Source organism: Reyranella aquatilis, assembly GCF_020880995.1.
Classification (GTDB): Bacteria; Pseudomonadota; Alphaproteobacteria; order Reyranellales; family Reyranellaceae; genus Reyranella; species Reyranella aquatilis.
Map to the genome: position 1 here is coordinate 1 of NZ_JAJISD010000004.1, position 20,910 is coordinate 20,910.

Here is a 20,910-nt window from a genome sequence, read left to right on the forward strand (position 1 = left end):
CCCGCAAAGGTCGCCATCGTCGCCTGCATGCGCAAGCTCGTGACCATCCTCAACGCAATCCTCAGGGACAAAAAGCCATGGGCAAACGCTTGACCCTCACGACGGTCGCTCAGGATGAGGTTGGGTGGGTAAACACGAGGTGAAAGACACTGAAGCCTATTCAGGCTTGAGCAAACCCAGCTTCAGCAGTTCGGACACATTGGCCTCGTCGGCCTTGAGGGCTGCGGTGAATTCCTCGGGTGTCGAGGGGCGCACGATGGCGCCCAGCTCGCGCAGTTTCCTGTTGGCCGCCTCGTCCTTGAGGCCAGCGACCACGCCCTCGTTCAGGCGCGCGATGATGGGCTTGGGTGTATCGGGACGGGTGAACACCCCGGCCGTCGTGTTCCCGTCGAACGGCTTGAGGCCGATGTCGCCCATGGTCGGCACGTTGGGCAGATCGGGCACGCGTTCGAGGCTGAGGGTCGCGAGCGGCCTGAGCTTGCCGGACTGGATGTGCGGCATGGAACTGGTGAGCTGATCGGTGAACAGGTCGAGATTGCCCGCCAGCAGGTCCGCGATGCCAGGGCCGGCGCCGCGATAGGGGATGATGTTGAACTTCAGGTCCTCGTTCAGCTGCAGGCGCAGGATGCCGACATGGTTGGTGGTGCCGTTGCCGGCATGACCGATCGTGACGGTGCCGGGCTTGGCGCGGACCTCCGCCAGCGCACTCTTCATGTCGCGGAAGCGGCTGTCGGCTCGCGTGACCACGAGCGTGGGCACGGTCGTCAGGATGCTGACCGGCGCCATCTGCGGCAGCAGCGGCTGCTTGCCGGCGAACAACGGCGCGACGTACGCGACGGTGAAGCTGGCCATCGAGATCGTATAGCCGTCGGGCGGCGTGTTGAGCGCGGCTTCGAGCCCTACCACGCCGCCGGCGCCCGGCTTGTTGTCGATCAGGATGCCTTGGCCGAGATGGCGGCCCATCGGATCGGAGACGATGCGGGCAGTGACGTCGTAGTTTCCGCCGGGCGCAAAGGGGATGACCCAGCGGATCTGTCGGGAGGGGAACGACTGCGCCGCAGCGTGTCGTGCGAGGCCTGCCATCGCGAGGCCTGCGACGCCGACGCCCAGCAGGCCGCGTCTGTCGAGTTTCATGTTCCCCCCTTTGTTTTTGTCAGCCCCGCCAGTTATCCCAGCCGGTACCGTGTGTCTGATATCGCCCATCCTGGGGGATGCCAGAATTCGCGCAACCCGCCACGGAACCGGTGATGGCCAGAGCCACGACCAGCGCAATCGTCCGGAGGATGTTTGTCATGGCGTCCGACATGACACCCGCTCACTCGGGTTTCAACAAACCCGACTTCACAAGTGCGCTAACGCCGACCTCCTGGTCCTTCATGTAGGCTGCGAACTCTTCCATGGTCGAGGGCCGCGGCACGGCACCCAACTCGGCGAGCTTGGTCGCGACCGCGGGCTCCTTCAGCGCCGTCACCACGCTGCCGTTGAGCGTGGCCAGGATCGGCCGGGGCGTCTCGACGCGCGCCAGCAGGCCGGCGGTGGTGCCGCCGTCGAACGGCTTGCTGCCGATGTCGGTGAGCGAGGGCATGTCGGGCAACTGTGCGACCCGCTCCGGACTCATCGCCAGCATGCCTTTCAGCTTGCCCGCCCTGATCTGCGGCAGCGAGGTCGTGAGCTGGTCCATGTAGAGGTCGATCTGGCCGGCCATCAGATCGTTGAGGCCGGGGCCCGAGCCCTTGTACGGGATGATGTTGAACTTCACGCTCTCGTTCACCTCGAGGCGCAGGATGGCGATGTGGTTGGTGGTGCCGTTTCCGGCATGGCCGATGCTCACCGTACCCGGCTTGGCCTTCGCCTCGGCCAGCACCGCGCGGATGTCGGCGAAGCGGCCGTCGGGCTTGCCGACGAGGATCATCGGCACGGTCGACAGCAGACTGATCGGCGCGAACTGCGGCACCAGCGACGGCTTGCCCGCGAGGTAAGGCGAGACGAACAGAACGCTGAAGCTGCCCATGACCACGGTGTAGCCGTCGGCCGGCGCACTCGCCGCGGCCTCGGCACCCACCAGGCCGCCGGCGCCCGGCCGGTTGTCGACGATCACCTGCTGGCCGAGGTTGCGCGACATCGCCTCGCCGACCAGCCGGGACGTCAGGTCGTAATTGCCGCCGGCCGCGAAGGGCGCGATCCAGCGAATGGGCTTGGTCGGAAAATTCTGCGCCCACCCCGGCGCGCCCGCAGCGGCCGTTGCCGTCAGCGCCAGGCCCGTACCCAGCAGTGTACGTCGCGATACCGTCATTTCGTTTCCTCCAATCCGCTTCAGACAGATTGCAATTTCCGCCGCCGAACGCCACATCGGAGTGGGCCCAATCACTCGCGGAGAGAAACGCCGGATGCCGGAGCAGCACACCCCGCTCATCGCCACCATTGCTGCGGGTCTGATGCTCGCCTTCATATTCGGTCTGATCGCGCAGCGGCTGCGCATTCAGCCGCTGGTCGGATACCTCCTCGCCGGCGTCCTGGTCGGCCCCTACACACCGGGCTTCACGGCCGATCCGGCGCTGGCCACCGAACTCGCCGAGATCGGCGTCATCCTGCTGATGTTCGGCGTCGGCCTGCACTTCTCGCTGAAGGACCTGCTCTCGGTCGCGAAAATCGCCATCCCCGGCGCCGTCGGGCAGATCGCCGTCGCCACCGCAATGGGGGCGGGCCTGTCCTGGGCGCTGGGCTGGCCGCCGCTGGCCGGCTTCGTCTTCGGCCTCGCCCTCTCGGTCGCAAGCACCGTCGTCCTCATCCGCGCCCTGCAGGACCGGCACATCCTCGAAACCCACCGCGGCCGCATCGCGGTCGGCTGGCTGGTCGTCGAGGATCTTGCCATGGTCCTGGCGCTGGTCCTGTTGCCGGCGCTGGCGCTGGCGACGGCGGACAACGGCGTGCCGGCCACCCGCATCCTCTTCTCGCTGCTCATCGTTCTGGCCAAGGTCTCGATCTTCGTGGCGATCATGCTGATCGTCGGGAGGCGCCTCATCCCCTGGCTGATGCACCACACCGCCCATACCGGCTCGCGCGAACTGTTCCGGCTGGCCGTCTATGCCGTGGCGCTCGGCGTCGCCTACGGCGCGCACTACTTCTTCGACGTCTCCTTCGCGCTCGGCGCCTTCTTCGCCGGCATGGTGCTGGGCGAGAGCGACCTCAGCCAGCGCGCCGCGGAAGAAGCCATCCCGCTGCGCGACGCCTTCGCGGTGCTGTTCTTCGTCTCGGTGGGCATGCTGCTCAATCCGAGCGTGTTCGTGGACGCGCCGCTGGCGGTGATCGCCACCATCGCGATCATCGTCGTCGGCAAGTCGGTGGCTGCCTACCTGATCGTCCGCGCCTTCGGCCACAGCCGCTCGACCGCCTTCACCGTCTCGGCGAGCCTGGCCCAGATCGGCGAGTTCTCCTTCATCCTGATCGGCATCGGCATCACCCTGAACATGGTGCCTAAGGAAGCGCGCGACCTCATCCTGGCCGGCGCCATCGTGTCGATCATGGTGAACCCTTTCGTCTTCGCTCTGCTGGAGCGCCTGGGCGGCCACAAGGAGAGCGCGCCGGCCGACAAGCCCGACGAGCCCACGACCGATCTCACGCCGACGACCCTCACCGGCCACGACATCGTCATCGGCTACGGCCGCGTCGGCGCGATGGTCGGCGCCGGCCTGAAGGCCGACGGCGGCAACCTGATCGTCGTGGAGGCGAGCGACGCGGGCGTCGAGCGGGCGCGCAAGGACGGGGCGGAAGTGTTCTCGGGCAACGCGGCCGAACCCGCGCTGATCGCCGCCATCAACCTCGCCGGCGCCCGTCGCCTCTACGTCACCATCCCCGAGGCCTTCGAGGCGGGCCAGCTCATCCAGCAGGCACGCGCTGTGAATCCGAAGCTCGACATTCTGGCCCGGGCTCATTCGAGCGCGACGGTCGAGCATTTCGACAAGCTCGGCGCCAATCTCATCGTCCTGGGCGAGACCGAGATCGCGCACCGCATGCTGGAGCGTGGGCGTGGCGACCTGGCGGCTTCCGTGCCGGTCTAGGCGGCTCTGATCTGCATTGAACGACCGTTTACAGGACGCCCCCATCCGGCCCTAATTGAGGCTCACTTCGCGATCTCCCGGCCCGGCGAATGCGCCGAACGGCCGGCCTGTTTGGGAGAGTGAGCATGTCTTCGCGTCGCGCGTTCCTGTGGGGGGTGGCCTCGATCGCCATCGTCGGCAGCTCGGCCCGGGCTATTCCGGCGTTCGCGCAATCGATCCCGGCGCCTGCCGAGCGTCTTGGCCTGAAGGGGTATGACCCGGTGGCATACTTTACCCTGGGCGCGGCGACGCCGGGCGTCGCCACGTATGAACTGCTCTGGGACGGTGTGCGCTACCGCTTCGCCAGTGCCCGGCATCGCGAGATGTTCAGGGCGGATCCCGACAGGTACGCGCCGCAGTTCGGCGGTCAGTGCGCGATGAACATGGCGAATGGCAATCGTCGCGAGTCGGACCCGACCATCTGGACGATCTCAAGCGGCCGCCTCTACGTTTTCGCCAGTGCCGCCGGCTCGGAGCGCTTCCGCCAGGACACCGAGGCGAATGCTTCACGCGCAGACAGCAACTGGCGGACGCTGAAGGACGCGCCGAGCCAGTAGCACAGGCGCGCTTCAGTTCAGTCCAGCCTTGCGCAGGCTGTCTTCCACCCGGCGCTGCAGCACCGGATCCTGAAACCGGGTACCGAAGCTCGCGGCGTCGAGATGCGGGTTCTTGCGCAGCCCTTCCGCCAAGGCCTCGCTGGCCTCCGTGTTGCGGCCCATTTCGGCGTACGCGCCTGCCAGCGGCAGGTCGAGCAACGGATAGGCGGGAAAGCGGGCACGGACGGCCTCGAGCAGCCGCACCGCATCGGCGTAGCGGCGGCTCAGCAGATAGGCGATGCCGAGGTTGAGAGCGGCCTCGGGACCGACATTGGGATTGAGACGAAGGGCGGCTTCCGCCGTCGCGATCGACTCCTCGAGGCGGCCCGTCCACAACAGGACCGCGGCGCGCGCCATGAGAACGTCGGCATCGCTGGGATTGATGTCGAGCGCGCGCTCCGATTCGGCGAGCGCGAGATCGTATTTCTGGGTGGCGGCATAGGCGCGGGCGAGCACGCCGTGCGCCAGCACGCTTTCGTCGTCGAGGGTGATCGCCTTCTGCGCGTAGCGGATTGCGGTGTCAATGTCCTGCCGCGCGAACTCGGACCAGCCGAAGGTGGCGCGCTCGAAATACTTTTCAGCCAGTTCGGCATAGGCGTCCGCATAGTTGGGCGCCATCAGCATCGCCTTCTCCAGCATCTCGCGCGCCGCGCGGTTGCCGGACCGGGTCGCCTCCGTCGCCATTGCGCGGCCCCGCAAGAGCATGTCGTAGGCATCGAGATCGTCGGGGGGCTTGCGCAGGCTTTGCCGCAGGGCGATCTGCTGGAGGTTGGTCGCGAGCGTGCCGGCGATCCGGCGCGCGATGCGCTCCTGGACGGCGAAAATGTCGCCCAGATCGTCGTCGTACTGCTCGGACCATAGCTGCGTGCCGCTCATGGCGTCGCTGAGCTGGGTGGTAACCCGCACCCGCGGGCCCATGCGGCGGACCGTCCCGCCGACGATGTATCGGGCGTTGAGGGCGCGCCCGATATCCTGCAGCGGCAGATTCCGGCCGCGAAAAGGCAGCACCGCCCCGTAGGACAGCACGGTGAGTTGCTTGAACCGGCCGAGCGCGCGCGTGATGTCCTCGGTCAGCCCATCGGAGAAATAATCCTGGCCGGGATCGCCACTCTGATTGGCGAAGACCAGCACGGCCACCGAGAGGCCTGCCTCGGCCGGCACGCGCGCGGCCGGCGGCCCCTCTTGCGCCGGCAGGACAATACGATCGGAGTAGACCGCGAAGGCCCCGGCGCCCGCGAGAGCGACCGCCACGACAGCCGCAATGGCGGCCGTTAACCGCCTGTGTCGTCTTCCCTGAACCGCCGGGACCGCCACGCCTTCCGCCAGCGCCGAGGGATCGAGCGCATAAATGCGGACCGGTCGGTCGATGTTCTTCACCGAGCGATTGCCGAGGTCGCGGAACGGCAGGTCGAGCTTGTCGCGCACCTGCTCGTAGACGGCGACCGACAGAACGATGGCGCCCGGCTCGGCCACACCCTGCAGGCGGGCAGCGACATTGACCGTGTCGCCGAACACATCCCCGTCGGAGGCGATGACGTCCCCCAGATGCAAGCCTATGCGAAAGGTCTGTCGCCGATCGGCCGGCACCCCCGCGTTACGCTCCGTCATCCCTCGCTGCAGCTCGACGGCAGAGCGGACCGCCTCGACAGCGCTGCCGAATTCGACCATCACGCCGTCACCCACCGTTTTCACGATACGGCCGTGAAAACGCTCGATCACGGGCGCCACCAGTTCGGCCAGATGCGCACGGAGGTCGACGAGTGTGCGTTCCTCGTCGGCACGCATCATGCGGCTGTAGCCGACGACATCGGCGAACAGGATGGTCGCGAGTCGACGGTTGGAGGTATCGGCCGGCATCGTCGCGCGCGTCAACGGGCGGCGTTCAGCCGAGCTGCATGATCTTCGCGGACCATTTGGGCCCACGACCGCGGGTTATGATAAAAGACGATATCCTCGGTCATTCGGCTGCCTCCTGGCGGCACCCCCAATATGGCGCTCCGGCAGTACCCACCGCCAGAGCGGTTCGAAAGCGAAATGTTCCCATCACGCCTTGCCTGCCTGATCTGCATCGTCATTGCGAACCCCACGGTCGCCCAGGGCCAGATCCCGCCGGTCCTCGACTGCACCGGCCCCTTTGCCCGCAACGCCGACGAACGCACCCTCGCCCGGTTCTTCGGCGCCGAGAACGTCGAACGTGCGAACATTCCCGTCGGGGAGGGCAATACGGAGCCCGGTACCGTCATCTTTGCGAAGGATCCGGAGAAGCGCATCGACATCCTGTGGCACGACGCCTACGCACGCCCCAATGTCGTGATCATCCGCAACGGCTCGACCTGGCCGGTCGCCGTCACGGGCCTCGACAAGCCGGTCGCCAACGGCGCCACGCTTGCGGAGATCGAGACGATGAACGGCAAGCCCTTCACGCTGACGGGCTTCGGCTGGGACCTGGGCGGCTACAGCAACAGCTGGGACGGCGGGCGCCTCGACAAGCCGGTCGGAGGCTGCAACCTCTCGCTGCGCTTCGACCCGGCGAAGGACGCGCCCGGCGATGCGCTCGACAAGGTGAACGGCGACGTCGAGTTCCTGTCGACCGACAGCGCCGTGCGACAGGTGAAGCCGGTCGTCGTGGAGATCGAACTCGGCTGGCCGCAATAGCCTATTGCGGCTTGCGCTTGAATACGGCGAGCGTCCCGAGCTTGCCGGCCGGGACATAGCGCTGGCGCCAGCCCGGAGCACGCTCGTCGAAGAAGGCCTCGTCGAAGATGTTCAGCAGGATGTAGTCAAAATTGCCGCGTGTGATCTCTTCGCCGAGCTTGCCCTGTTGCAGCGCGCGCAGGGCGGGAACCCGCATCTTGCCGTCGAGGTTGACGACGCGGTCCGGCAGCATGAAGCCGAAGCGTCCCGACTCCATCATGCCGATCCGTGATCCGTCCGACATGAACGGCGACCGGGCGAGCGCGTAGGCGGAGGAGCCGAAATAGCCCCGGTAGGCCACTCCCCAGGGCTCGGCGATCCAGTAGACGTTCGACAGGATGGCGGCGAGCAGAACCGCCGATGCCGCGGCGGCGAACACCCTCGACGACTCGAAGCGCCGCGCCGCGGCGACGATCACCAGCGACAGCAGGATGACGATCAGCAGCTTCACCGGGCCGAAGTAGCGCTCGTAGAACTGGACCGCGGAGCTGACCAGCGGATAGTAGGCGAGCAGCACGACGTTCGATGCCGCGAGCGCCAGCAGCACGAGGCGTGTCGGGGCATCCGCCAGCGTGGACCGCGGGCGGAACACGGCGATCGCCAGACCGACCGTCAGGACCGCCGCCACCAAGCCGCCGACGATCGGCGGCTCGGTGAGGATTCCCCGCAGGCGCACGAACAGCAGCGGCACGAAGGACACGATGAAGGCACGGATCGTATCGGCCGGATGACTGAAGGGACGCAGCGCCGACGAGGTCGCCACGCCGCTCTGGGGCACGAACAGTCCCGCCACCCAATAGCAGTAGGCGATCCACGGGAGGACCAGCACACAGGCAATCAGGCCGGCGACGACCAGTTCGAAGAAACGGGCCCGCGAGCGGTCCGCGACCAGCAGGGCCAGCATGACGAACGCGCAGACGAAGACGCCATCGTTGCGCGCGAGCATCAGGATGCCTGCGCTCACGCCCATCGCGGCGGCGCGCCTCAGGCTTGGCGTGCGCACCGTCATTCCGGCACTGCGCTGCGCGACCACCAGGAAGAGAAGCAGTGCGGAAAGGTAGAGCCCGCTCTCCATGCCGTTCACATAGAGTTCGTTCAGCTGGCGGTCCCAGAGGAAGAGGCCCGCGACCAGCGGTATGGCCAGGATGGGGAACGGCAGCCGCGTCGCGCGCTGCACGAACAGCACGAGCAGCAAGGCGCCGCCGATCCAGAAGGCATAGCTGGCGAGATAGAGGATCGCGAAGGCCGCGCGGTCGGAACCGGCGAGATAGGCGATGGCGCAGAGAAGCGCCCAGAGCGGCTGGATGCCCGACGTCCATTCGACGCCGTCGATCGTGATGCCGGCGCCGCGGGCGGCGTTGCGCGCGATGGTCAGATAGTAATAGGCATCGTCGCCGCCCTCGGCGAACGCGACCGCGACGAGGTCCGTCGACAGGAGGCGATTGGCGCTTTCGGCGACCTTGAACAGGAGGCAGGCACCGATCAGCGCAAGAAGGAATGCGACCAGGATCCTGTCGACGGCGCGGGGCGCCGGCCGCTTCGTGCGGGGCTGACGCAGAGGACCCTGCGGATACGGCTCCACGTAATTCCCCCTCGAACCCGTGACCTGATATATTGGCCACGTCGATGAATATTGTTGTCATATATTTGGCGGGGGCGCTGGTTGCAACGCTTGGAAACGTTGCGAGCCAGGAAGTCGTCTGGCGTCTGCTGGGGGGCACCGGCCTCTACTATTCCATGATCGTCGGCACCGCCGTAGGCCTCCTGATCAAGTACACCTGGGACAAGCGCCTGATCTTCGCCTACCGGCCGGCCTCCCCCGCCCACGACTTCATGACGTTCCTGCTGTACGCCGCCATGGGGGTCGCGACGACGGCCATCTTCTGGGCGGTCGAACTGGCCTTCTGGTACACGTTCCACACGACGACCATGCGGTACGTCGGCGGCGTGATCGGCCTCGCGATCGGCTACTGGGCAAAGTACCGGCTCGACAAGCGCTTCGTCTTCGGCTCCCAGCCATAGCCCGCCTGCTCCGAGCCCTGCCGATGCGACTTCGCTTCCTGCTCGCCGTTGCAGCCCTGCTGTTTGCCGTCGTCGGCATCGCCGCAGCCTGGTGGACCGTCGGATCGCTGGGCATCGTAACGCCCGAGAAGATCGGAGCGTGGCTCGCCGCGACCCGCGGCCATCCGTGGGCGCCGGCCGTGGTCGTTGCCGCCTTCATCGTCGCCGGCCTCGTTGTCTTCCCGATCCATGGGGTCGTGCTGGCGACCGCCACCGTCTTCGGCGGCTGGACCGGCTTCGCCTATTCGGCCGTCGGCGTGTTCTTCAGCGGATGGGCGCCCTACTTTATCGGCGCATTGCTCGGCAAGGACGCGGTGGCCCGCAACTTCGGTCCCCGGGTGCAGCCCGTCCTGCGGGCGGCGAAGGAACACGGGGTACTGGTCGTCGTGGGGTTGCGGATCGTGCCGGCCGCCCCGGGGACCCTCACCAACCTCGCCCTCGGTGCGAGCGGCATCCGCTTCCCCGATTTCATCATTGGAACGCTGGTCGGCATGCTGCCGGGCCTGATCGTGGTCTCGCTGATGGGCGACCGACTCATGGCGTTCCTGCAGTCCCCTTCCCTCCTCGACATCGTCCTGCTCGCCCTGTGCGTGGCCGCCTATGTCGCCATCGCCGTGGGTGCGCAGATCCTGGTGTCGCGCTGGCGGAAATGACTAGGGGACCGCGCGCCTGGCCGCGCCGGCCCTGATCGCATCGGCGATGGCCGCCGCGATCCGACGGTTGCCCTCCGCCGACATGTGGAAGTTGAAGAAGATCGCCTTCTTGCCGGGATCCTGCGCGGCCCGGTCGACCGTTTCGTAGGTGTCTAGCGTGCCCATGCCGGCCTTGGCGGCGCAGGCGAGGACCGCTCGGGTCTGGCGGATCTCGTCGACGATCCAGGGCGGGCGCGGGTCGAGGTTCCAGACCGGCGGCGCGTATAGGCCGACGATCAGGGTCGGAACGCCGAGCGCCGCCAGCCGCTCCATCAGCGGGCAGGCGAGTTGCTCGCCCGTCCCGCGCGGCAGGATGCGAACGCCCGCCGCCTGCCATTCGTAGGGATCGCCCACCCGCCGCATGATCGTCTCGAGCAGCGCGGACCAGCCGAACACATCGCGCAGGAGACGCAGGTGCCAGGGTATCGTGGCGTCGGGCGGGACCGGCACGTTGCGCAGCACGGGCTTGCCGTCCACCAGGTCGAAGTACGGCTTCTCCTTCCCCCACAGGCGACGATACTCGCTGCGCCGCAGATCGTCGGCGATGAAACCGACGACCAGGAGGCCGGGCCTGTCCCGCGCCACGAGCTGTTCGGTGTAGAGGACGATCTGGTCGAGGCCAAAGCCGACCACGCCGGCGTTCAACACCTTCCGCCCGAGATCGGCCTGCAGGAGCGCGGGCCAGCTCCCGTCGTCGGCGATCTCGGCGCCATAGGTGAAGGAATCGCCGGTGGCCAGCACCGGCGCCCCAGCCGCCATACCGGAGCCGTCCGGCGTGACGCGGAAGCCGCGCGCATCGTGATTGGCTTCCGGTGACTTGAAGTCCGGCCGCGAGACGAAGCCCAGACGCGGATCGAAGGCGAACTGGCGCCCCAGCTCGCCCTCGAAGCGGGCCTGCGAGGCCAGCACGAAGTTAGGCCATCGCAGCAGCCATTCGCTTCCGCGATTGAAGCGCGTGACCAGCTCCAGCCCGACGAGCGCGATAAGGATGGAAACGACGACCAGCGCGATCGCGCCCACCCGTTCGGCCGCGGGCGAGAGGGGGCGCTTGCCGGGAGCTGATTGCATGCCGCGACTATAGGTTTGCGCAACTGCCGGGAGAAGTCCGGGCGATCGCTTCAGGGCTTCGGTGGAAGGCCCGCCAGCCTCGCCTGGAGACGTTCGGCCGGGCGGGCCAGCGCACGGCGCACCGGAATGTCCCAGAGGCGCGACAGGATGAACGCGGCAATGACGACGCTGCCGGCCATGGCCAGTACGAAGGGCAGCGAAAAGGCGGGAGTGCCCGGTGTGACGGTCGCCGGTTGCAGGAAGATGACCAGCGGCGCATGGAGCGCATAGACGGGATATGAGACTTCGCCGAGCCAGGCATAGGCGCGCTGTTCGAGGCGCGTTGCCGGTTCGACGGTCGACGCCCACACCAGGATCGGGACCAAGAGTGCCGACCCGAGGTAGGTTGCCCTGCCGTAGGGCAGCATGCAGAGCCCCACGAAAATCAGGCAGGCCAGGATCGACGAGAAAGCGGGCAGACGCGGTGGCAAGCGCTGCCAGAGACGGAACACCAGCACGCCGCCCAGGAAGAAGAACAGGGCGCGCGCCAGTCCACCGCCGAACGTGCCCAGGCCGAAGCCCGGTGGCACGATGTGGAACTGCACGCTCTGCGCGAAGCAGGCGAAGGAGAGCACCATGGCCACCAGGATGGTCCGGGTGGAAGGGCGCGCTATGCCGTAGATCCAGTTCGCAACCAGTTCGAAGAACAGCGACCAGGCGGGCGGGTTGAGCGGAAACATGAAGTCGTGGATCGTGAGCGTTCCCGTGCGCACGGCGAACGGCGCGAACGCCGGCAGGAAGACCAGCGCCATCGCGGTGGCCATGACGAGGCGGCGCCATTCCCCGGGCAGGCTCGGTGTCGCGAGTTCCGCCGCCAGTCCGAGCCCGAGGCCGAGCAGATACATCGGATAGAGACGAACCAGGCGGCGTGTCATGAAGGCGCCCACCGTCATGCCATCCCGCAGCCGCTGCTCGTACGTGAAGGACAGGATGAAGCCGCTCAGGCAGAAGAAATAGTCGACGGCGACGACCGCGTTCGGAAACAGCGTCGTCGACGCCAGACCGCTCGCCGTGAAGTGAAAGAGCATCACGCAAATGGCCGCGATGCCGCGCGTCCCGTCGAGTGTCAGGAAGCGGCGTGCCGCGGAATTCATGGGATATTCACTTCAACCGTATCCTGCGATGACGCTGGCAGCGCGCGGAGAGACCATAGGAACCACTCCCGGCTCAGAACGGCAGTCCGACGTAATTTTCGGCGAACACCGTCTGCGCGGCGCGCGAGGAGGCGAGATAGTCGATCTCCGCGCGTTGCATCCCGGCCTCGAAACTGTGCTCGGGATGGAGCTTGTGCATCGCCAGGGTGAGCCACCACGAGAAGCGCTCGGCCTTCCAGACGCGAGCCGCCGCGGTCTCGCCATAGGCGGCGAGGAGCGTTGGGTCGTTGCGACGGTAGTGCGCTTCCAGCGCCCGCGACAGGTAGTGGATGTCGGAGGCCGCGAGGTTAAGGCCCTTGGCCCCGGTCGGCGGCACGATGTGGGCAGCGTCGCCCGCGAGGAACAACCGGCCGTGCTGCATCGGCAGGAAAACGAAACTGTGCAGCGCGGTGATGCTCTTCTCCAGCGCCGGCCCGGTCGTGATGTGGGGGGCAACCTCGGGGCCGAACCGCTTCTTCAGTTCGTCCCAGATGCGGTCGTCGGGCCATTCCTCGATCTTCTCGTCGAGGCTGCACTGGATGTAATAGCGGCTGCGCGTGCGCGAGCGCATCGAGGCCAGGGCGAAGCCGCGCGGGTGGCTGGCATAGATCAACTCATCCGAACAGGGCGGCACGTCGGCCAGGATGCCCAGCCAGCCGAACGGATAGGCGCGTTCGAAAGAGCGGCCGGCAGCCGGAGGGATCGACGCCCGGCTGGCGCCGTGGAAGCCGTCGCATCCGGCGATGAAGTCGCAGGCGAGCTCATGCTCCACGCCGTCCAGGCTGTAGCGTAGTCGCGGGCGATCGCTTTCGAGATCGTGCAGTTCGACGTCGGCCGCCTCCCACACGATCGGCCCGTCGCCGGCGAGACGCGCGGCGATCAGGTCGCGCGTGACCTCGCTCTGGCCATAGACGGTGACGGCCTTGCCCGAGAGGCCCGCGAGATCGATGCGGAAGCGCCGGCCGTCGACGGCCAGTTCGACGCCTTCATGCACCAGCCCCTCGCGATGCAATCGTTCGGCGACACCGGCCTGCTCGAGCAGCCCCACCGTTCCCTGTTCGAGCACGCCCGCGCGCACGCGGGCTTCGACATAGGCCCGGGAGCGGGCTTCGAGGATCACGCTGTCGATCCCGTAGGTCTTCAGCAGCCGGGCGAGCAGGAGACCGGCCGGCCCCGCGCCAACAATGCCGACCTGCGTCCGTTGCTGGCGCGCCATCTCCTCCCCACTCCCTGTTTGTTCGATGCTAGGCCGGGATCGGGTTACCGCTCAAGGCTGGCCTGACGGCGGAATTCCGTGCGTCAGGACCGGGAGGCGGCCGCTGCGTCCTTTTCGTCCAGCGGTGAGGCTGCAGAAAATCCGCGATTTTTGCCTTAGTTCTGCATCATACTGGCGCCAGGATCAGGGCGACCCGGGACCCCCGGCAAGACAAACAGTGAGGCTAGCGATGAAGAGACGTGTTCTGACGCAGGCGCTGTTGATGGGACTGGTGGCGAGGCCCGTGTTTGCCGCAAATCCGCCGCCTGCCTTGCAGGAGACGCCGGGTCTGCTCGACAAGGTGAAGTCGGGCGCCCTGCCGCCGATCGAAAAGCGACTGCCGCAGAAGCCCCGCGTCATCGAGAGCTTCTCGGGCAGCGACGGTCCGGGCCGGCATGGCGGCCAGCTCAACATGCTGGTCGCGGCCACGCGCGACACCCGCCTGATGACGATCTACAGCTACACGCGCCTGATCGTGTACGACGACAAGTTCAAGCTGCATCCCGACATCCTCGAAAGCTACGAGGTCAAGGAGGGCCGCGAGTTCACCCTGAAGCTGCGCGCCGGCCACAAATGGTCGGACGGCCATCCGTTCACGACCGAGGACTTCCGCTTCTTCTGGGAAGACATCGCCAACAACAAGGACCTGTCGCCGAACGGGCCGTCGGTCGAATTGCTGGTCGAGGGCAAGCCGCCCAAGGTCGAGATCCTCGACGAGCTGACGATCCGCTACACCTGGGACAAGCCCAACCCCGACTTCATCGAGAGCCAGGCGCGCGCCGCACCGCTCTTCCTGTTCCGCCCGGCCCACTACCTGAAGACGCTGCATGGCAAGTACACGGACGAGGAGGAGATCCTCAAGCGCTACAAGGGCAGCCGCTGGTCCAACGTGTTCAAGCGCCAGGACGCGATGTACGGCAACAGCAACGTCGACCTGCCGACGCTGAACCCGTGGGTCCTGACGACCGTCCCGCCGGCGCAGCGCTTCGTCTTCGTGCGCAACCCCTACTTCCACCGCATCGATGCCAAGGGCAAGCAGCTGCCCTACATCAACGACGTGATCATGACGGTGGTCGCCGCCAACCTGATTCCCGCAAAGGCGGGCCTCGGCGAATCGGACCTGCAGCCGCGCTATCTCGGCCTGCGCGACTACACCTTCCTGCGCGACGCCGCGAAGACCTCGGGCATCAAGGCGCTGCTCTGGGAGAAGGGATCGGGCTCCGAAGTCGCCTTCTATCCCAACATGAACGCCAACGACGAGACCTGGCGCAAGCTCAACCGGGACGTCCGCTTCCGCCGCGCGCTGTCGCTGGCGATCAATCGCGACGAGCTGAGCGACGTCGTCTACAGCGGCCTCGCCAAGCCGTCGGCCAACACGATCATGCCGCGCTCGCCGCTGTTCAAGCCGGAGTACGCGACCAAGTGGGCGACTCAGGACGTCAAGGCAGCCAACAAGCTGCTGGACGAGATCGGACTCACAAAGAAGGGCAGCGACGGCATCCGCCTGCTGCCCAACGGCCAGCCGGCAATGTTCGTGGTCGAGCACTCCAGCGAGAAGGCCGACGAGGTCGACAACATGACCTTGGTCATCGACCAGTGGAAGAAGATCGGCATCAAGGCGCTGCTGAAGCCGCAGACGACTGACAATTTCCGCCTGCGTACCACGTCGGGCGAGGCGATCATGACCGCCTATGCCGGTGTGACCACGGCGGCGCCGACTCCCGACACCAGCCCGCGCGAGTTCACGCCGGTTATGCAGGGCGGCCTGCAATGGCCGAAATGGGGCCTTTACGTCGAATCCAAGGGCAAGCAGGGCGAGCCCTGCGACATGGAGGTCGGCAAGAAGCTGCTCGAACTGCTGCAGCAGTGGGAGCAGGCGGTCGACAGCGCCGGGCGCCGCAAGGCCTGGGAAGAAATCCTGACGGTGAATGCCGACGAGGTCTTTTCGATCGGCACCGTCAACGAGGTGCGCCAGCCGGTCACGGTCGGCAAGAAGGTGCGGAACGTGCCCGAGAAGGGCTACTGGGCCTGGGATCCGGGCGGATATATCGGGCTCTACGAGCCCGACACGTTCTGGATCGCCGGCTAGCGATCCGGAACCCTGGCGGAAGGAAGGATCGGGCGGCCCGTCACTGCGGCTTGAGCGGGCCCTCGAACAGGCAGTAGCCGTCGAGCATGATCTTGGCGTCGCCCGGCTTGACCGAGCCCACCACGTCCATCTTGTTGCCGCCGCCCACGATGGTGGTCGTCTTGAACTTCATGTCAGGCCCCAGCGTCGCCTTGAAGCCGCGCTCGGGGCGGCCTTCCTGCTGGAACCAGCCATCCACGCTGGTGCCGACGACGGTGACCTTGATCACCATCTTGTAGGTCGGGCACTTGCCGCTGCCCGGGACGTTCAGCCCGTAGCCCGTCCAGGTCCACACGGCCGGCTCGGCCGAAGCGGGCAGCGCAGGAAGAAGAGCGACCAGGGCGGCCACGGCGACTTTTTTCAGCATCGACATTCCCTCACCAGAAGGGGGCACCAATCTCATGCACCGGCTGCGGCGGCGGGGTATCCGTCGCTCAGCGGCGCCCGGGAACTATACCGCAGACTCAATATCGAAAACGTGCCGATTTGAAGGCGCCCGGCCGCCTGCCGCGAAGCGCCTCATCGCGGCCGCTTCTTCTTCGGCGGCTTGCGGTCCGGCACGGTCTTCGAGGCGAGCGCGGTCTGCAACGCCCGCTCCGCCATCTTCACCTTCGCCTCGCGGGTCGGATCCTCGACAGGGAGGTTCCGGGCGAAGTTCAACCGCGCTTCCGCGCGCTGCAGCAGCTGTGCTTTCCTGTTTTCGGAGATTGGCTGGCCCATACCGGCTTGTAGCAAAAACTCCGGGTGCCGGCATGGCCTGCCGTCACGCCTTGCGCCCGGGGCGCTCCGCGGCGGGCGGGCGGACCTCGGAACTGCCCTCGTCTTCCGCTGACCTGTCGACGGTGCGTTCCAATCCGTAACGGCCGCCCCCCTCGTCCTCGCGCTCGTAGCCCGGCCCGTTTTCCGCGTCGGCCCCGTAAACGCCCTTCCTCCGCTTCTCCTCGCGGCGGGCGTCCTTCGCCTGCCCTGTGGCGCTGTAGCTGGCCGAAACTTCGTTCGGGTCGGGCTTCTTCGGACTGGCGCTCATGAATCCTCCTGGGTTTGGGCGGGGGCGGCGGTCACGGCGCCGAGGGGCGGCGGACCGCGAGAAGCGTCCCGTATCCCGCCCCGGCGCAGCAGACCGCCAGAACGGCGAAGAGGAACGCAACCGGATCGCGGCGGCCGATCCCCATCCACAGGGCGAGGCCGGCGAATACCAGAGTGAGAACGACCGCGCTCCACCACACCGCACGCACGCCCAACCGCAATTTCTGTATGCGCTCGACAGGCTTCGATGTGTCGGAGGCGGCGCCGTCCGCACGCGGCGCTTCCGGACGGGCGGTCCCGGTCTCCGGGGTATCGTCGCGAGGCGGGGTTCGGTCGGCCATGAGCTTCAACGGGTACGGTCGCCCGAGGCTGCATCCCGCGTTACACCCCCTTCCCCGACGCCGGCAGAAGAAAAGCCCGGCCGGCGCGGGAGGCACCGGCCTTCCGCCGCTCGTGGGAGACCGACGCTCCTTCAAAAGGACATGCGGCACGCCATATGCAGGACGCAGACGCCATGACCCTTTCGCGACTCAAGATTCTCACCGCCGCCCTCGCCGCCATAATCGCCGGCGCCGCCCCCTCTCTCGCCCAACCGCCGGAGCCGGTGCGCATCGGCGACTTCAGGATCGACGCGACCGAGGTGACGATCGGGCAGTTCCGCGACTTCGCGCGCGCCACCTCGTTGCGGACGGCCGCCGAGCGCGAAGGCGGCGGTTTCGAATACACCGGCGGGTGGACACGGCGGCAGGGCTGGACCTACGAGCGCCCGCAGGGCCAGCCCGGGCAGGACTCGGAGCCCGCCGTGCACGTCACCTGGGCCGAGGCCGATGCCTTCTGCCGGCATGTCGGCGGCCGCCTGCCGACGATCGCCGAGTGGCGAAAGGCCGCCTACACCGAGCAGCGCGAGCAGCCGACCGATGGCTACGTCCGCGGGAAGACCTATCCCTACCCGGTGGGCGACGCCCCCGACGGCATGAACAACAACCGCCGGGCGCACGTAGCGGTCGCAACCACCCGGCGCGGCGTCAACGGGCTCTACGACATGGGCGCCAACGTCTGGGAGTGGATCGCCGACCGGCGCGGCGACGACGCGCTCACCGCCGGCGGATCCTGGTGGTACGGGCCGGAGCAGGCCCGCACCGACGGCGCCCAATGGAAGCCCTCCGGCTTCTACGCGGTCTATATCGGCTTCCGCTGCGCCTACGACGCGAAGAGTTGAGCAGATGGGTCCCGCACGTGGTCAGCTAGTTCGGGCTGGTCTGTGATTGATTTGTCGTTTCATAGATCGGCGGCGGCAGCACGCCGGTCGGCGGCACGAACGCGGGCACTGAGATCGGCGGTGTCGTCGGAACCGCCGTGGGGGCAGGCGCGAGCGGAGAAGTGGCTGGCGTTGTACCGGGCGGAGACTGAGCTGCCGCGGCATTGATGAGAAACGTGAGGACTTCCGGGCTCGGCACGTTGGATCCGCCGAGGAGCTGTGCGATCAACTGGTTGAGCGTCTGAATGTTGCCGAGCACTGCGGTGGTGGGGGCTGGGATTCCAGCCACGAGCGGCAATCCAGTGGCCGGTCCTGTCGCGACGCCCAAGGCCGCTAGGTTGGTCTGTGGTTCGAATGCTGTCGATGGCGCCATAGCCTGCAATGAATCGACAGACTGTATGGGACCGACAGACTGCGATAGGCCGGAAGCCTGCAGAGGGCCGGTAGACTGCAAGGGCCCGGCGGACTGCAACGGTCCGGCGGACTGCAATGGCCCCGCGGATTGCAACGGTCCGGCCGACTGCAACGGGCCGGCGGACTGCAAGGGTCCAGCGCCCTGAGCCGGACCCGCCTCCTGCAAGACCCCGGCGCCCTGCGCCGGGCCGACAGCCATCAGGGGGGTGGATCCCTGTTGCGGAACAGCGCTCGCCATCTGCGAGCCGGGGACGGCCGGTGTCACGCTCGCAACGTTCATTTGCGCCTGCTGGGTGGCGGGGACGGCGGCGAGCGCCGCTGCCGGCGCCATCGCCGAATTGAAGCGGCTCAAAGCCGAGTTGGCGATGGCGACGCCGATGGCGGTGACTGACGGCAGGCCGCCTCCGCCGCCGGGCGTGCCGGCACTCTGGAATGAATTGTTGCTGGTGCCCAGGCTGCCGGCGGGAATCGGTGCCGGCGGCGTAGGCGGCGCACCCACCGGTGCTCGAATCTGTGAGCCCGGCTGCGTCGTCGTTTGCGTCACGCCCTGACTGGTCACCGTCAACGAGCCACCGAACAGAAAATTGGCGGTCGTCGCGCCGCTGGCTGCCACTGCAACGGTTGCAATGCCGCCGCGAATGCCCATGGTCGCCGACGGCGTTTTGACATTGATTTCTGAATTCTTGCTGATCGCGCCGCCGACCACGCGGAATACGCCCCGAGACGCAGACAGGACGAGTTCTCCGGTCTTGCGTTGCGGATCGTACACGAACTTGTCGATGGTCAGCACGCTGTTCGGCCCGACGGTGAGCGACGTCCCATCCAGGAAGACGATGTAGGCCTTGTCGTTTGCGCCAGTGGTGACCCGCTCGTTGGGCTCCATGTCGTTGCCGACGCTGAGGATGCGCTCGACGCCCTGAGGGGGCAGCCCCTTGGGCTGGCCGTCGACGACCGAGGTTACGCCAACGCGTGCCCATGACGGTGCCGCCCACTGGAGGCCGATCGCCATGACCGCAAGGAGTCGGAAGCCGAAGCTTCGCATGTTAGCCCCTCAATCGGCGGACCCGGGTCCGTCGCCTGTCTCGTTTCGTTGAAGGCCCTCCAACGTCGGCCTCCCGCCTTTTCGAATTGCGTTGCCTGGCCTCAGGAGCGCTTGGCGGCCTTCAGGAATTCTTCCGCGCGCGCCTTGAGGACCGGTGAGGCGCGCTTTGAGAAACGCACTTCGCCCAGATACGTCCGTGCCGCTTCGAAAGAACCAAGCCGGAAATAGAGGACGCCGAGCTCGAGCTTTATTTCAGGCTGATCGCCGTCGATAAGCAGCAGGCGGTCGAGCGCCGAGATTGCCCCTTCCAGATCGCCGATCTTGATGGCGATTTCGGCAAAGGCCATGAGCGTGGCGGGATCCGCAGGCTTGCGGAGCGTTTCCTGGAAAGAGGCCTGGTATGCCGCGCGCATCTCCTGCCCCGGAGCAACCGCAGTGGTCGGCTGCGCCCCCGGAGGCAGACTCTGGGCATCGGCGGTTTCAACATTTAATGATTGTGAAACCAGCAGAAGTGACAGAGCGATCCGGGGAAACTTGGCTGTCACGGCGACCTACGAGAATCTGAGTGCAAAAAGTTAGCAGGGTAGAAAGTTTGAAGCAAGATTATACAGCACCTACGCGGCAATTTGTTTTGCGAACCGGCACGGCCGTCAGCGGGGGTGTCGGGCTAGGAGGCGTGGCCATTTTGGATCGTCCCCACCCGGACGGTGCTGCCACGAACCGGCAAAACCATGGATCGCCGGTGCAGTTGCGAGGCCGCACACCTCGTTATCTTGGGAAGCGCAACTTATCGCCTACGACACCAAGGATAGGCCGTCATTGAGCGCGCGGCTGGACGCTGGAACTGGCCGTAGCGCTCAGCCGTAGAAGCGGACCCCGCCCAGAGCGAGGTTAGCGGTGAAGGCACGTCCGATGGCTACGATTCCCAGCCGGCGCAGGTGCTCCAGATTGAGCGACACCCCGGTGCGATGGGGCACGAAGTCCGCGAACGCCAGCCGCAGGCTCTGCCACTCGGGCTGCACCGAAAACTCCCGCCGGTAGGACTGCCATGGCCGGTCGAGGTCGGTGGTGCGCAGGTGCAGGCTGTAGGACTGCCGCGGGCCACAAGCGTCGATCTCGAGCCCCTGCCAGCGCCGAGCATCGAGCGTGCCGCTGCCCGATACCTGCGGACGGGCGAGATCGAGTGCCATCTGGATGAAGCCGCCGTTGTTCTCCAGCCGCACGTCGCCGCCCATCACCAGGGCCGGACGTCCCGCCACCGTCTCCCGGGTCAGCGTGCCCCGTGACACGCCGCCCATCACCTGGTCGGTGACCAGCTGCCAGCGTGTGCCCAGCGCCGACAGGCCGGCAGGATCGGAGAGATCGTCGATAATCGGGGAAGGCAAGGCTGGGGTCTGGCTCCAGGCC

General features: G+C 66.9%; 21 protein-coding genes. 7 read left to right on the top strand and 14 right to left on the bottom strand.

Annotated elements, in window-relative coordinates; translation table 11 throughout:
• Positions 1–156: 156 nt before the first annotated feature.
• Together LJ725_RS10400 and LJ725_RS10405 are read right to left on the bottom strand one after the other, a co-directional pair.
• Positions 157–1,134: a Bug family tripartite tricarboxylate transporter substrate binding protein gene (locus tag LJ725_RS10400; protein ID WP_230550587.1), complete on the bottom strand. Its 978-nt coding sequence runs from the start codon at positions 1,132–1,134 to the stop codon at positions 157–159.
• A gap of 181 nt (positions 1,135–1,315) precedes the next feature.
• Complete coding sequence (locus LJ725_RS10405) at positions 1,316–2,293, bottom strand: Bug family tripartite tricarboxylate transporter substrate binding protein (protein WP_230550588.1); 978 nt, start codon at positions 2,291–2,293, stop codon at positions 1,316–1,318.
• Positions 2,294–2,387: 94 nt separating this feature from the next.
• Between LJ725_RS10405 and ybaL the strand changes: the two genes are divergently transcribed.
• Both ybaL and LJ725_RS10415 read left to right on the top strand, forming a co-directional pair.
• A complete protein-coding gene (gene ybaL, locus LJ725_RS10410; protein ID WP_230550589.1) occupies positions 2,388–4,058 on the top strand; it encodes a YbaL family putative K(+) efflux transporter in 1,671 nt (556 codons plus the stop codon).
• Positions 4,059–4,183: 125 nt separating this feature from the next.
• Positions 4,184–4,654, top strand: coding sequence for a YHS domain-containing (seleno)protein (locus LJ725_RS10415; RefSeq protein WP_230550590.1), 471 nt, complete (start codon positions 4,184–4,186; stop codon positions 4,652–4,654).
• A 12-nt stretch (positions 4,655–4,666) separates the two neighbouring features.
• Here LJ725_RS10415 and LJ725_RS10420 read toward each other — a convergent pair whose 3' ends face one another.
• Positions 4,667–6,550: a tetratricopeptide repeat protein gene (locus tag LJ725_RS10420; protein WP_230550591.1), complete on the bottom strand. Its 1,884-nt coding sequence runs from the start codon at positions 6,548–6,550 to the stop codon at positions 4,667–4,669.
• 177 nt (positions 6,551–6,727) lie between these two features.
• Here LJ725_RS10420 and LJ725_RS10425 point away from each other — a divergent pair, with 177 nt between their 5' ends.
• The gene (locus LJ725_RS10425) at positions 6,728–7,348 is read left to right on the top strand and encodes a hypothetical protein (RefSeq protein ID WP_230550592.1); all 621 of its coding nucleotides are present in this window, start codon (positions 6,728–6,730) and stop codon (positions 7,346–7,348) included.
• 1 nt (position 7,349) lies between these two features.
• On the opposite strand, the gene LJ725_RS10430 is transcribed toward LJ725_RS10425, so the two are convergent.
• Positions 7,350–8,969, bottom strand: a complete 1,620-nt coding sequence (locus LJ725_RS10430; RefSeq protein WP_230550593.1) for a hypothetical protein — start codon at positions 8,967–8,969, stop codon at positions 7,350–7,352.
• Between the two features lie 44 nt (positions 8,970–9,013).
• On the opposite strand from LJ725_RS10430, the gene LJ725_RS10435 reads away from it, so the two are divergent.
• Both LJ725_RS10435 and LJ725_RS10440 read left to right on the top strand, forming a co-directional pair.
• The gene (locus tag LJ725_RS10435; RefSeq protein ID WP_230550594.1) at positions 9,014–9,409 is read left to right on the top strand and encodes a GtrA family protein; all 396 of its coding nucleotides are present in this window, start codon (positions 9,014–9,016) and stop codon (positions 9,407–9,409) included.
• A 23-nt stretch (positions 9,410–9,432) separates the two neighbouring features.
• Positions 9,433–10,101 (top strand): TVP38/TMEM64 family protein, encoded by a 669-nt coding sequence (locus tag LJ725_RS10440; protein ID WP_230550595.1) that lies wholly within the window; start codon positions 9,433–9,435, stop codon positions 10,099–10,101.
• On the opposite strand, the gene LJ725_RS10445 is transcribed toward LJ725_RS10440, so the two are convergent.
• The 3 genes from LJ725_RS10445 to pobA form a co-directional block, all read right to left on the bottom strand.
• Positions 10,102–11,208 carry an SGNH/GDSL hydrolase family protein gene (locus LJ725_RS10445; protein ID WP_230550596.1) on the bottom strand — a complete coding sequence of 369 codons (1,107 nt, stop codon included), beginning with the start codon at positions 11,206–11,208 and terminating at the stop codon, positions 10,102–10,104.
• A gap of 50 nt (positions 11,209–11,258) precedes the next feature.
• Positions 11,259–12,341, bottom strand: a complete 1,083-nt coding sequence (locus LJ725_RS10450; protein WP_230550597.1) for an acyltransferase family protein — start codon at positions 12,339–12,341, stop codon at positions 11,259–11,261.
• 73 nt (positions 12,342–12,414) lie between these two features.
• Positions 12,415–13,596, bottom strand: coding sequence for a 4-hydroxybenzoate 3-monooxygenase (gene pobA, locus LJ725_RS10455; RefSeq protein WP_230550598.1), 1,182 nt, complete (start codon positions 13,594–13,596; stop codon positions 12,415–12,417).
• A 229-nt stretch (positions 13,597–13,825) separates the two neighbouring features.
• Here pobA and LJ725_RS10460 point away from each other — a divergent pair, with 229 nt between their 5' ends.
• Positions 13,826–15,724, top strand: a complete 1,899-nt coding sequence (locus LJ725_RS10460; protein ID WP_230550599.1) for an ABC transporter substrate-binding protein — start codon at positions 13,826–13,828, stop codon at positions 15,722–15,724.
• A gap of 40 nt (positions 15,725–15,764) precedes the next feature.
• Here the strand turns inward: LJ725_RS10460 and LJ725_RS10465 are convergent, their stop codons facing one another.
• The 4 genes from LJ725_RS10465 to LJ725_RS10480 all read right to left on the bottom strand — a co-directional run bounded on the left by LJ725_RS10465 (position 15,765) and on the right by LJ725_RS10480 (position 17,130).
• Complete coding sequence (locus LJ725_RS10465; RefSeq protein ID WP_230550600.1) at positions 15,765–16,130, bottom strand: hypothetical protein; 366 nt, start codon at positions 16,128–16,130, stop codon at positions 15,765–15,767.
• Between the two features lie 152 nt (positions 16,131–16,282).
• On the bottom strand, positions 16,283–16,423 hold the full coding sequence (locus tag LJ725_RS10470; protein WP_230550601.1) for a hypothetical protein: 141 nt from the start codon (positions 16,421–16,423) through the stop codon (positions 16,283–16,285).
• Between the two features lie 103 nt (positions 16,424–16,526).
• Positions 16,527–16,790 (bottom strand): hypothetical protein, encoded by a 264-nt coding sequence (locus LJ725_RS10475; RefSeq protein WP_230550602.1) that lies wholly within the window; start codon positions 16,788–16,790, stop codon positions 16,527–16,529.
• Between the two features lie 31 nt (positions 16,791–16,821).
• Positions 16,822–17,130 carry a hypothetical protein gene (locus LJ725_RS10480; RefSeq protein WP_230550603.1) on the bottom strand — a complete coding sequence of 103 codons (309 nt, stop codon included), beginning with the start codon at positions 17,128–17,130 and terminating at the stop codon, positions 16,822–16,824.
• A 173-nt stretch (positions 17,131–17,303) separates the two neighbouring features.
• On the opposite strand from LJ725_RS10480, the gene LJ725_RS10485 reads away from it, so the two are divergent.
• Positions 17,304–18,008: a formylglycine-generating enzyme family protein gene (locus LJ725_RS10485; protein WP_230550604.1), complete on the top strand. Its 705-nt coding sequence runs from the start codon at positions 17,304–17,306 to the stop codon at positions 18,006–18,008.
• Between the two features lie 25 nt (positions 18,009–18,033).
• Here the strand turns inward: LJ725_RS10485 and LJ725_RS10490 are convergent, their stop codons facing one another.
• The 3 genes from LJ725_RS10490 to LJ725_RS10500 form a co-directional block, all read right to left on the bottom strand.
• Positions 18,034–19,503: a FecR family protein gene (locus tag LJ725_RS10490; RefSeq protein ID WP_230550605.1), complete on the bottom strand. Its 1,470-nt coding sequence runs from the start codon at positions 19,501–19,503 to the stop codon at positions 18,034–18,036.
• 101 nt (positions 19,504–19,604) lie between these two features.
• Positions 19,605–20,048 carry a tetratricopeptide repeat protein gene (locus LJ725_RS29155; protein ID WP_230550606.1) on the bottom strand — a complete coding sequence of 148 codons (444 nt, stop codon included), beginning with the start codon at positions 20,046–20,048 and terminating at the stop codon, positions 19,605–19,607.
• 312 nt (positions 20,049–20,360) lie between these two features.
• Complete coding sequence (locus tag LJ725_RS10500) at positions 20,361–20,888, bottom strand: CIA30 family protein (protein WP_230550607.1); 528 nt, start codon at positions 20,886–20,888, stop codon at positions 20,361–20,363.
• Between the last annotated feature and the right edge of the window lie 22 nt (positions 20,889–20,910).

What these genes read in the sequence shown, in the direction of transcription:
- LJ725_RS10440 (WP_230550595.1), top strand. Translation starts at nt 9,433, where the DNA reads ATGCGACTTCGCTTCCTGCTCGCCGTTGCAGCCCTGCTGTTTGCCGTC.
- LJ725_RS10460 (WP_230550599.1), top strand. Translation starts at nt 13,826, where the DNA reads ATGAAGAGACGTGTTCTGACGCAGGCGCTGTTGATGGGACTGGTGGCG.
- LJ725_RS10450 (WP_230550597.1), bottom strand. Translation starts at nt 12,341, where the DNA reads ATGAATTCCGCGGCACGCCGCTTCCTGACACTCGACGGGACGCGCGGC.
- LJ725_RS10420 (WP_230550591.1), bottom strand. Translation starts at nt 6,550, where the DNA reads ATGCCGGCCGATACCTCCAACCGTCGACTCGCGACCATCCTGTTCGCC.
- LJ725_RS10485 (WP_230550604.1), top strand. Translation starts at nt 17,304, where the DNA reads ATGACCCTTTCGCGACTCAAGATTCTCACCGCCGCCCTCGCCGCCATA.
- LJ725_RS10435 (WP_230550594.1), top strand. Translation starts at nt 9,014, where the DNA reads ATGAATATTGTTGTCATATATTTGGCGGGGGCGCTGGTTGCAACGCTT.
- ybaL (WP_230550589.1), top strand. Translation starts at nt 2,388, where the DNA reads ATGCCGGAGCAGCACACCCCGCTCATCGCCACCATTGCTGCGGGTCTG.
- LJ725_RS10475 (WP_230550602.1), bottom strand. Translation starts at nt 16,790, where the DNA reads ATGAGCGCCAGTCCGAAGAAGCCCGACCCGAACGAAGTTTCGGCCAGC.
- LJ725_RS10400 (WP_230550587.1), bottom strand. Translation starts at nt 1,134, where the DNA reads ATGAAACTCGACAGACGCGGCCTGCTGGGCGTCGGCGTCGCAGGCCTC.
- pobA (WP_230550598.1), bottom strand. Translation starts at nt 13,596, where the DNA reads ATGGCGCGCCAGCAACGGACGCAGGTCGGCATTGTTGGCGCGGGGCCG.
- LJ725_RS10415 (WP_230550590.1), top strand. Translation starts at nt 4,184, where the DNA reads ATGTCTTCGCGTCGCGCGTTCCTGTGGGGGGTGGCCTCGATCGCCATC.
- LJ725_RS10405 (WP_230550588.1), bottom strand. Translation starts at nt 2,293, where the DNA reads ATGACGGTATCGCGACGTACACTGCTGGGTACGGGCCTGGCGCTGACG.
- LJ725_RS10445 (WP_230550596.1), bottom strand. Translation starts at nt 11,208, where the DNA reads ATGCAATCAGCTCCCGGCAAGCGCCCCCTCTCGCCCGCGGCCGAACGG.
- LJ725_RS10480 (WP_230550603.1), bottom strand. Translation starts at nt 17,130, where the DNA reads ATGGCCGACCGAACCCCGCCTCGCGACGATACCCCGGAGACCGGGACC.
- LJ725_RS10425 (WP_230550592.1), top strand. Translation starts at nt 6,728, where the DNA reads ATGTTCCCATCACGCCTTGCCTGCCTGATCTGCATCGTCATTGCGAAC.
- LJ725_RS10490 (WP_230550605.1), bottom strand. Translation starts at nt 19,503, where the DNA reads ATGCGAAGCTTCGGCTTCCGACTCCTTGCGGTCATGGCGATCGGCCTC.
- LJ725_RS10465 (WP_230550600.1), bottom strand. Translation starts at nt 16,130, where the DNA reads ATGCTGAAAAAAGTCGCCGTGGCCGCCCTGGTCGCTCTTCTTCCTGCG.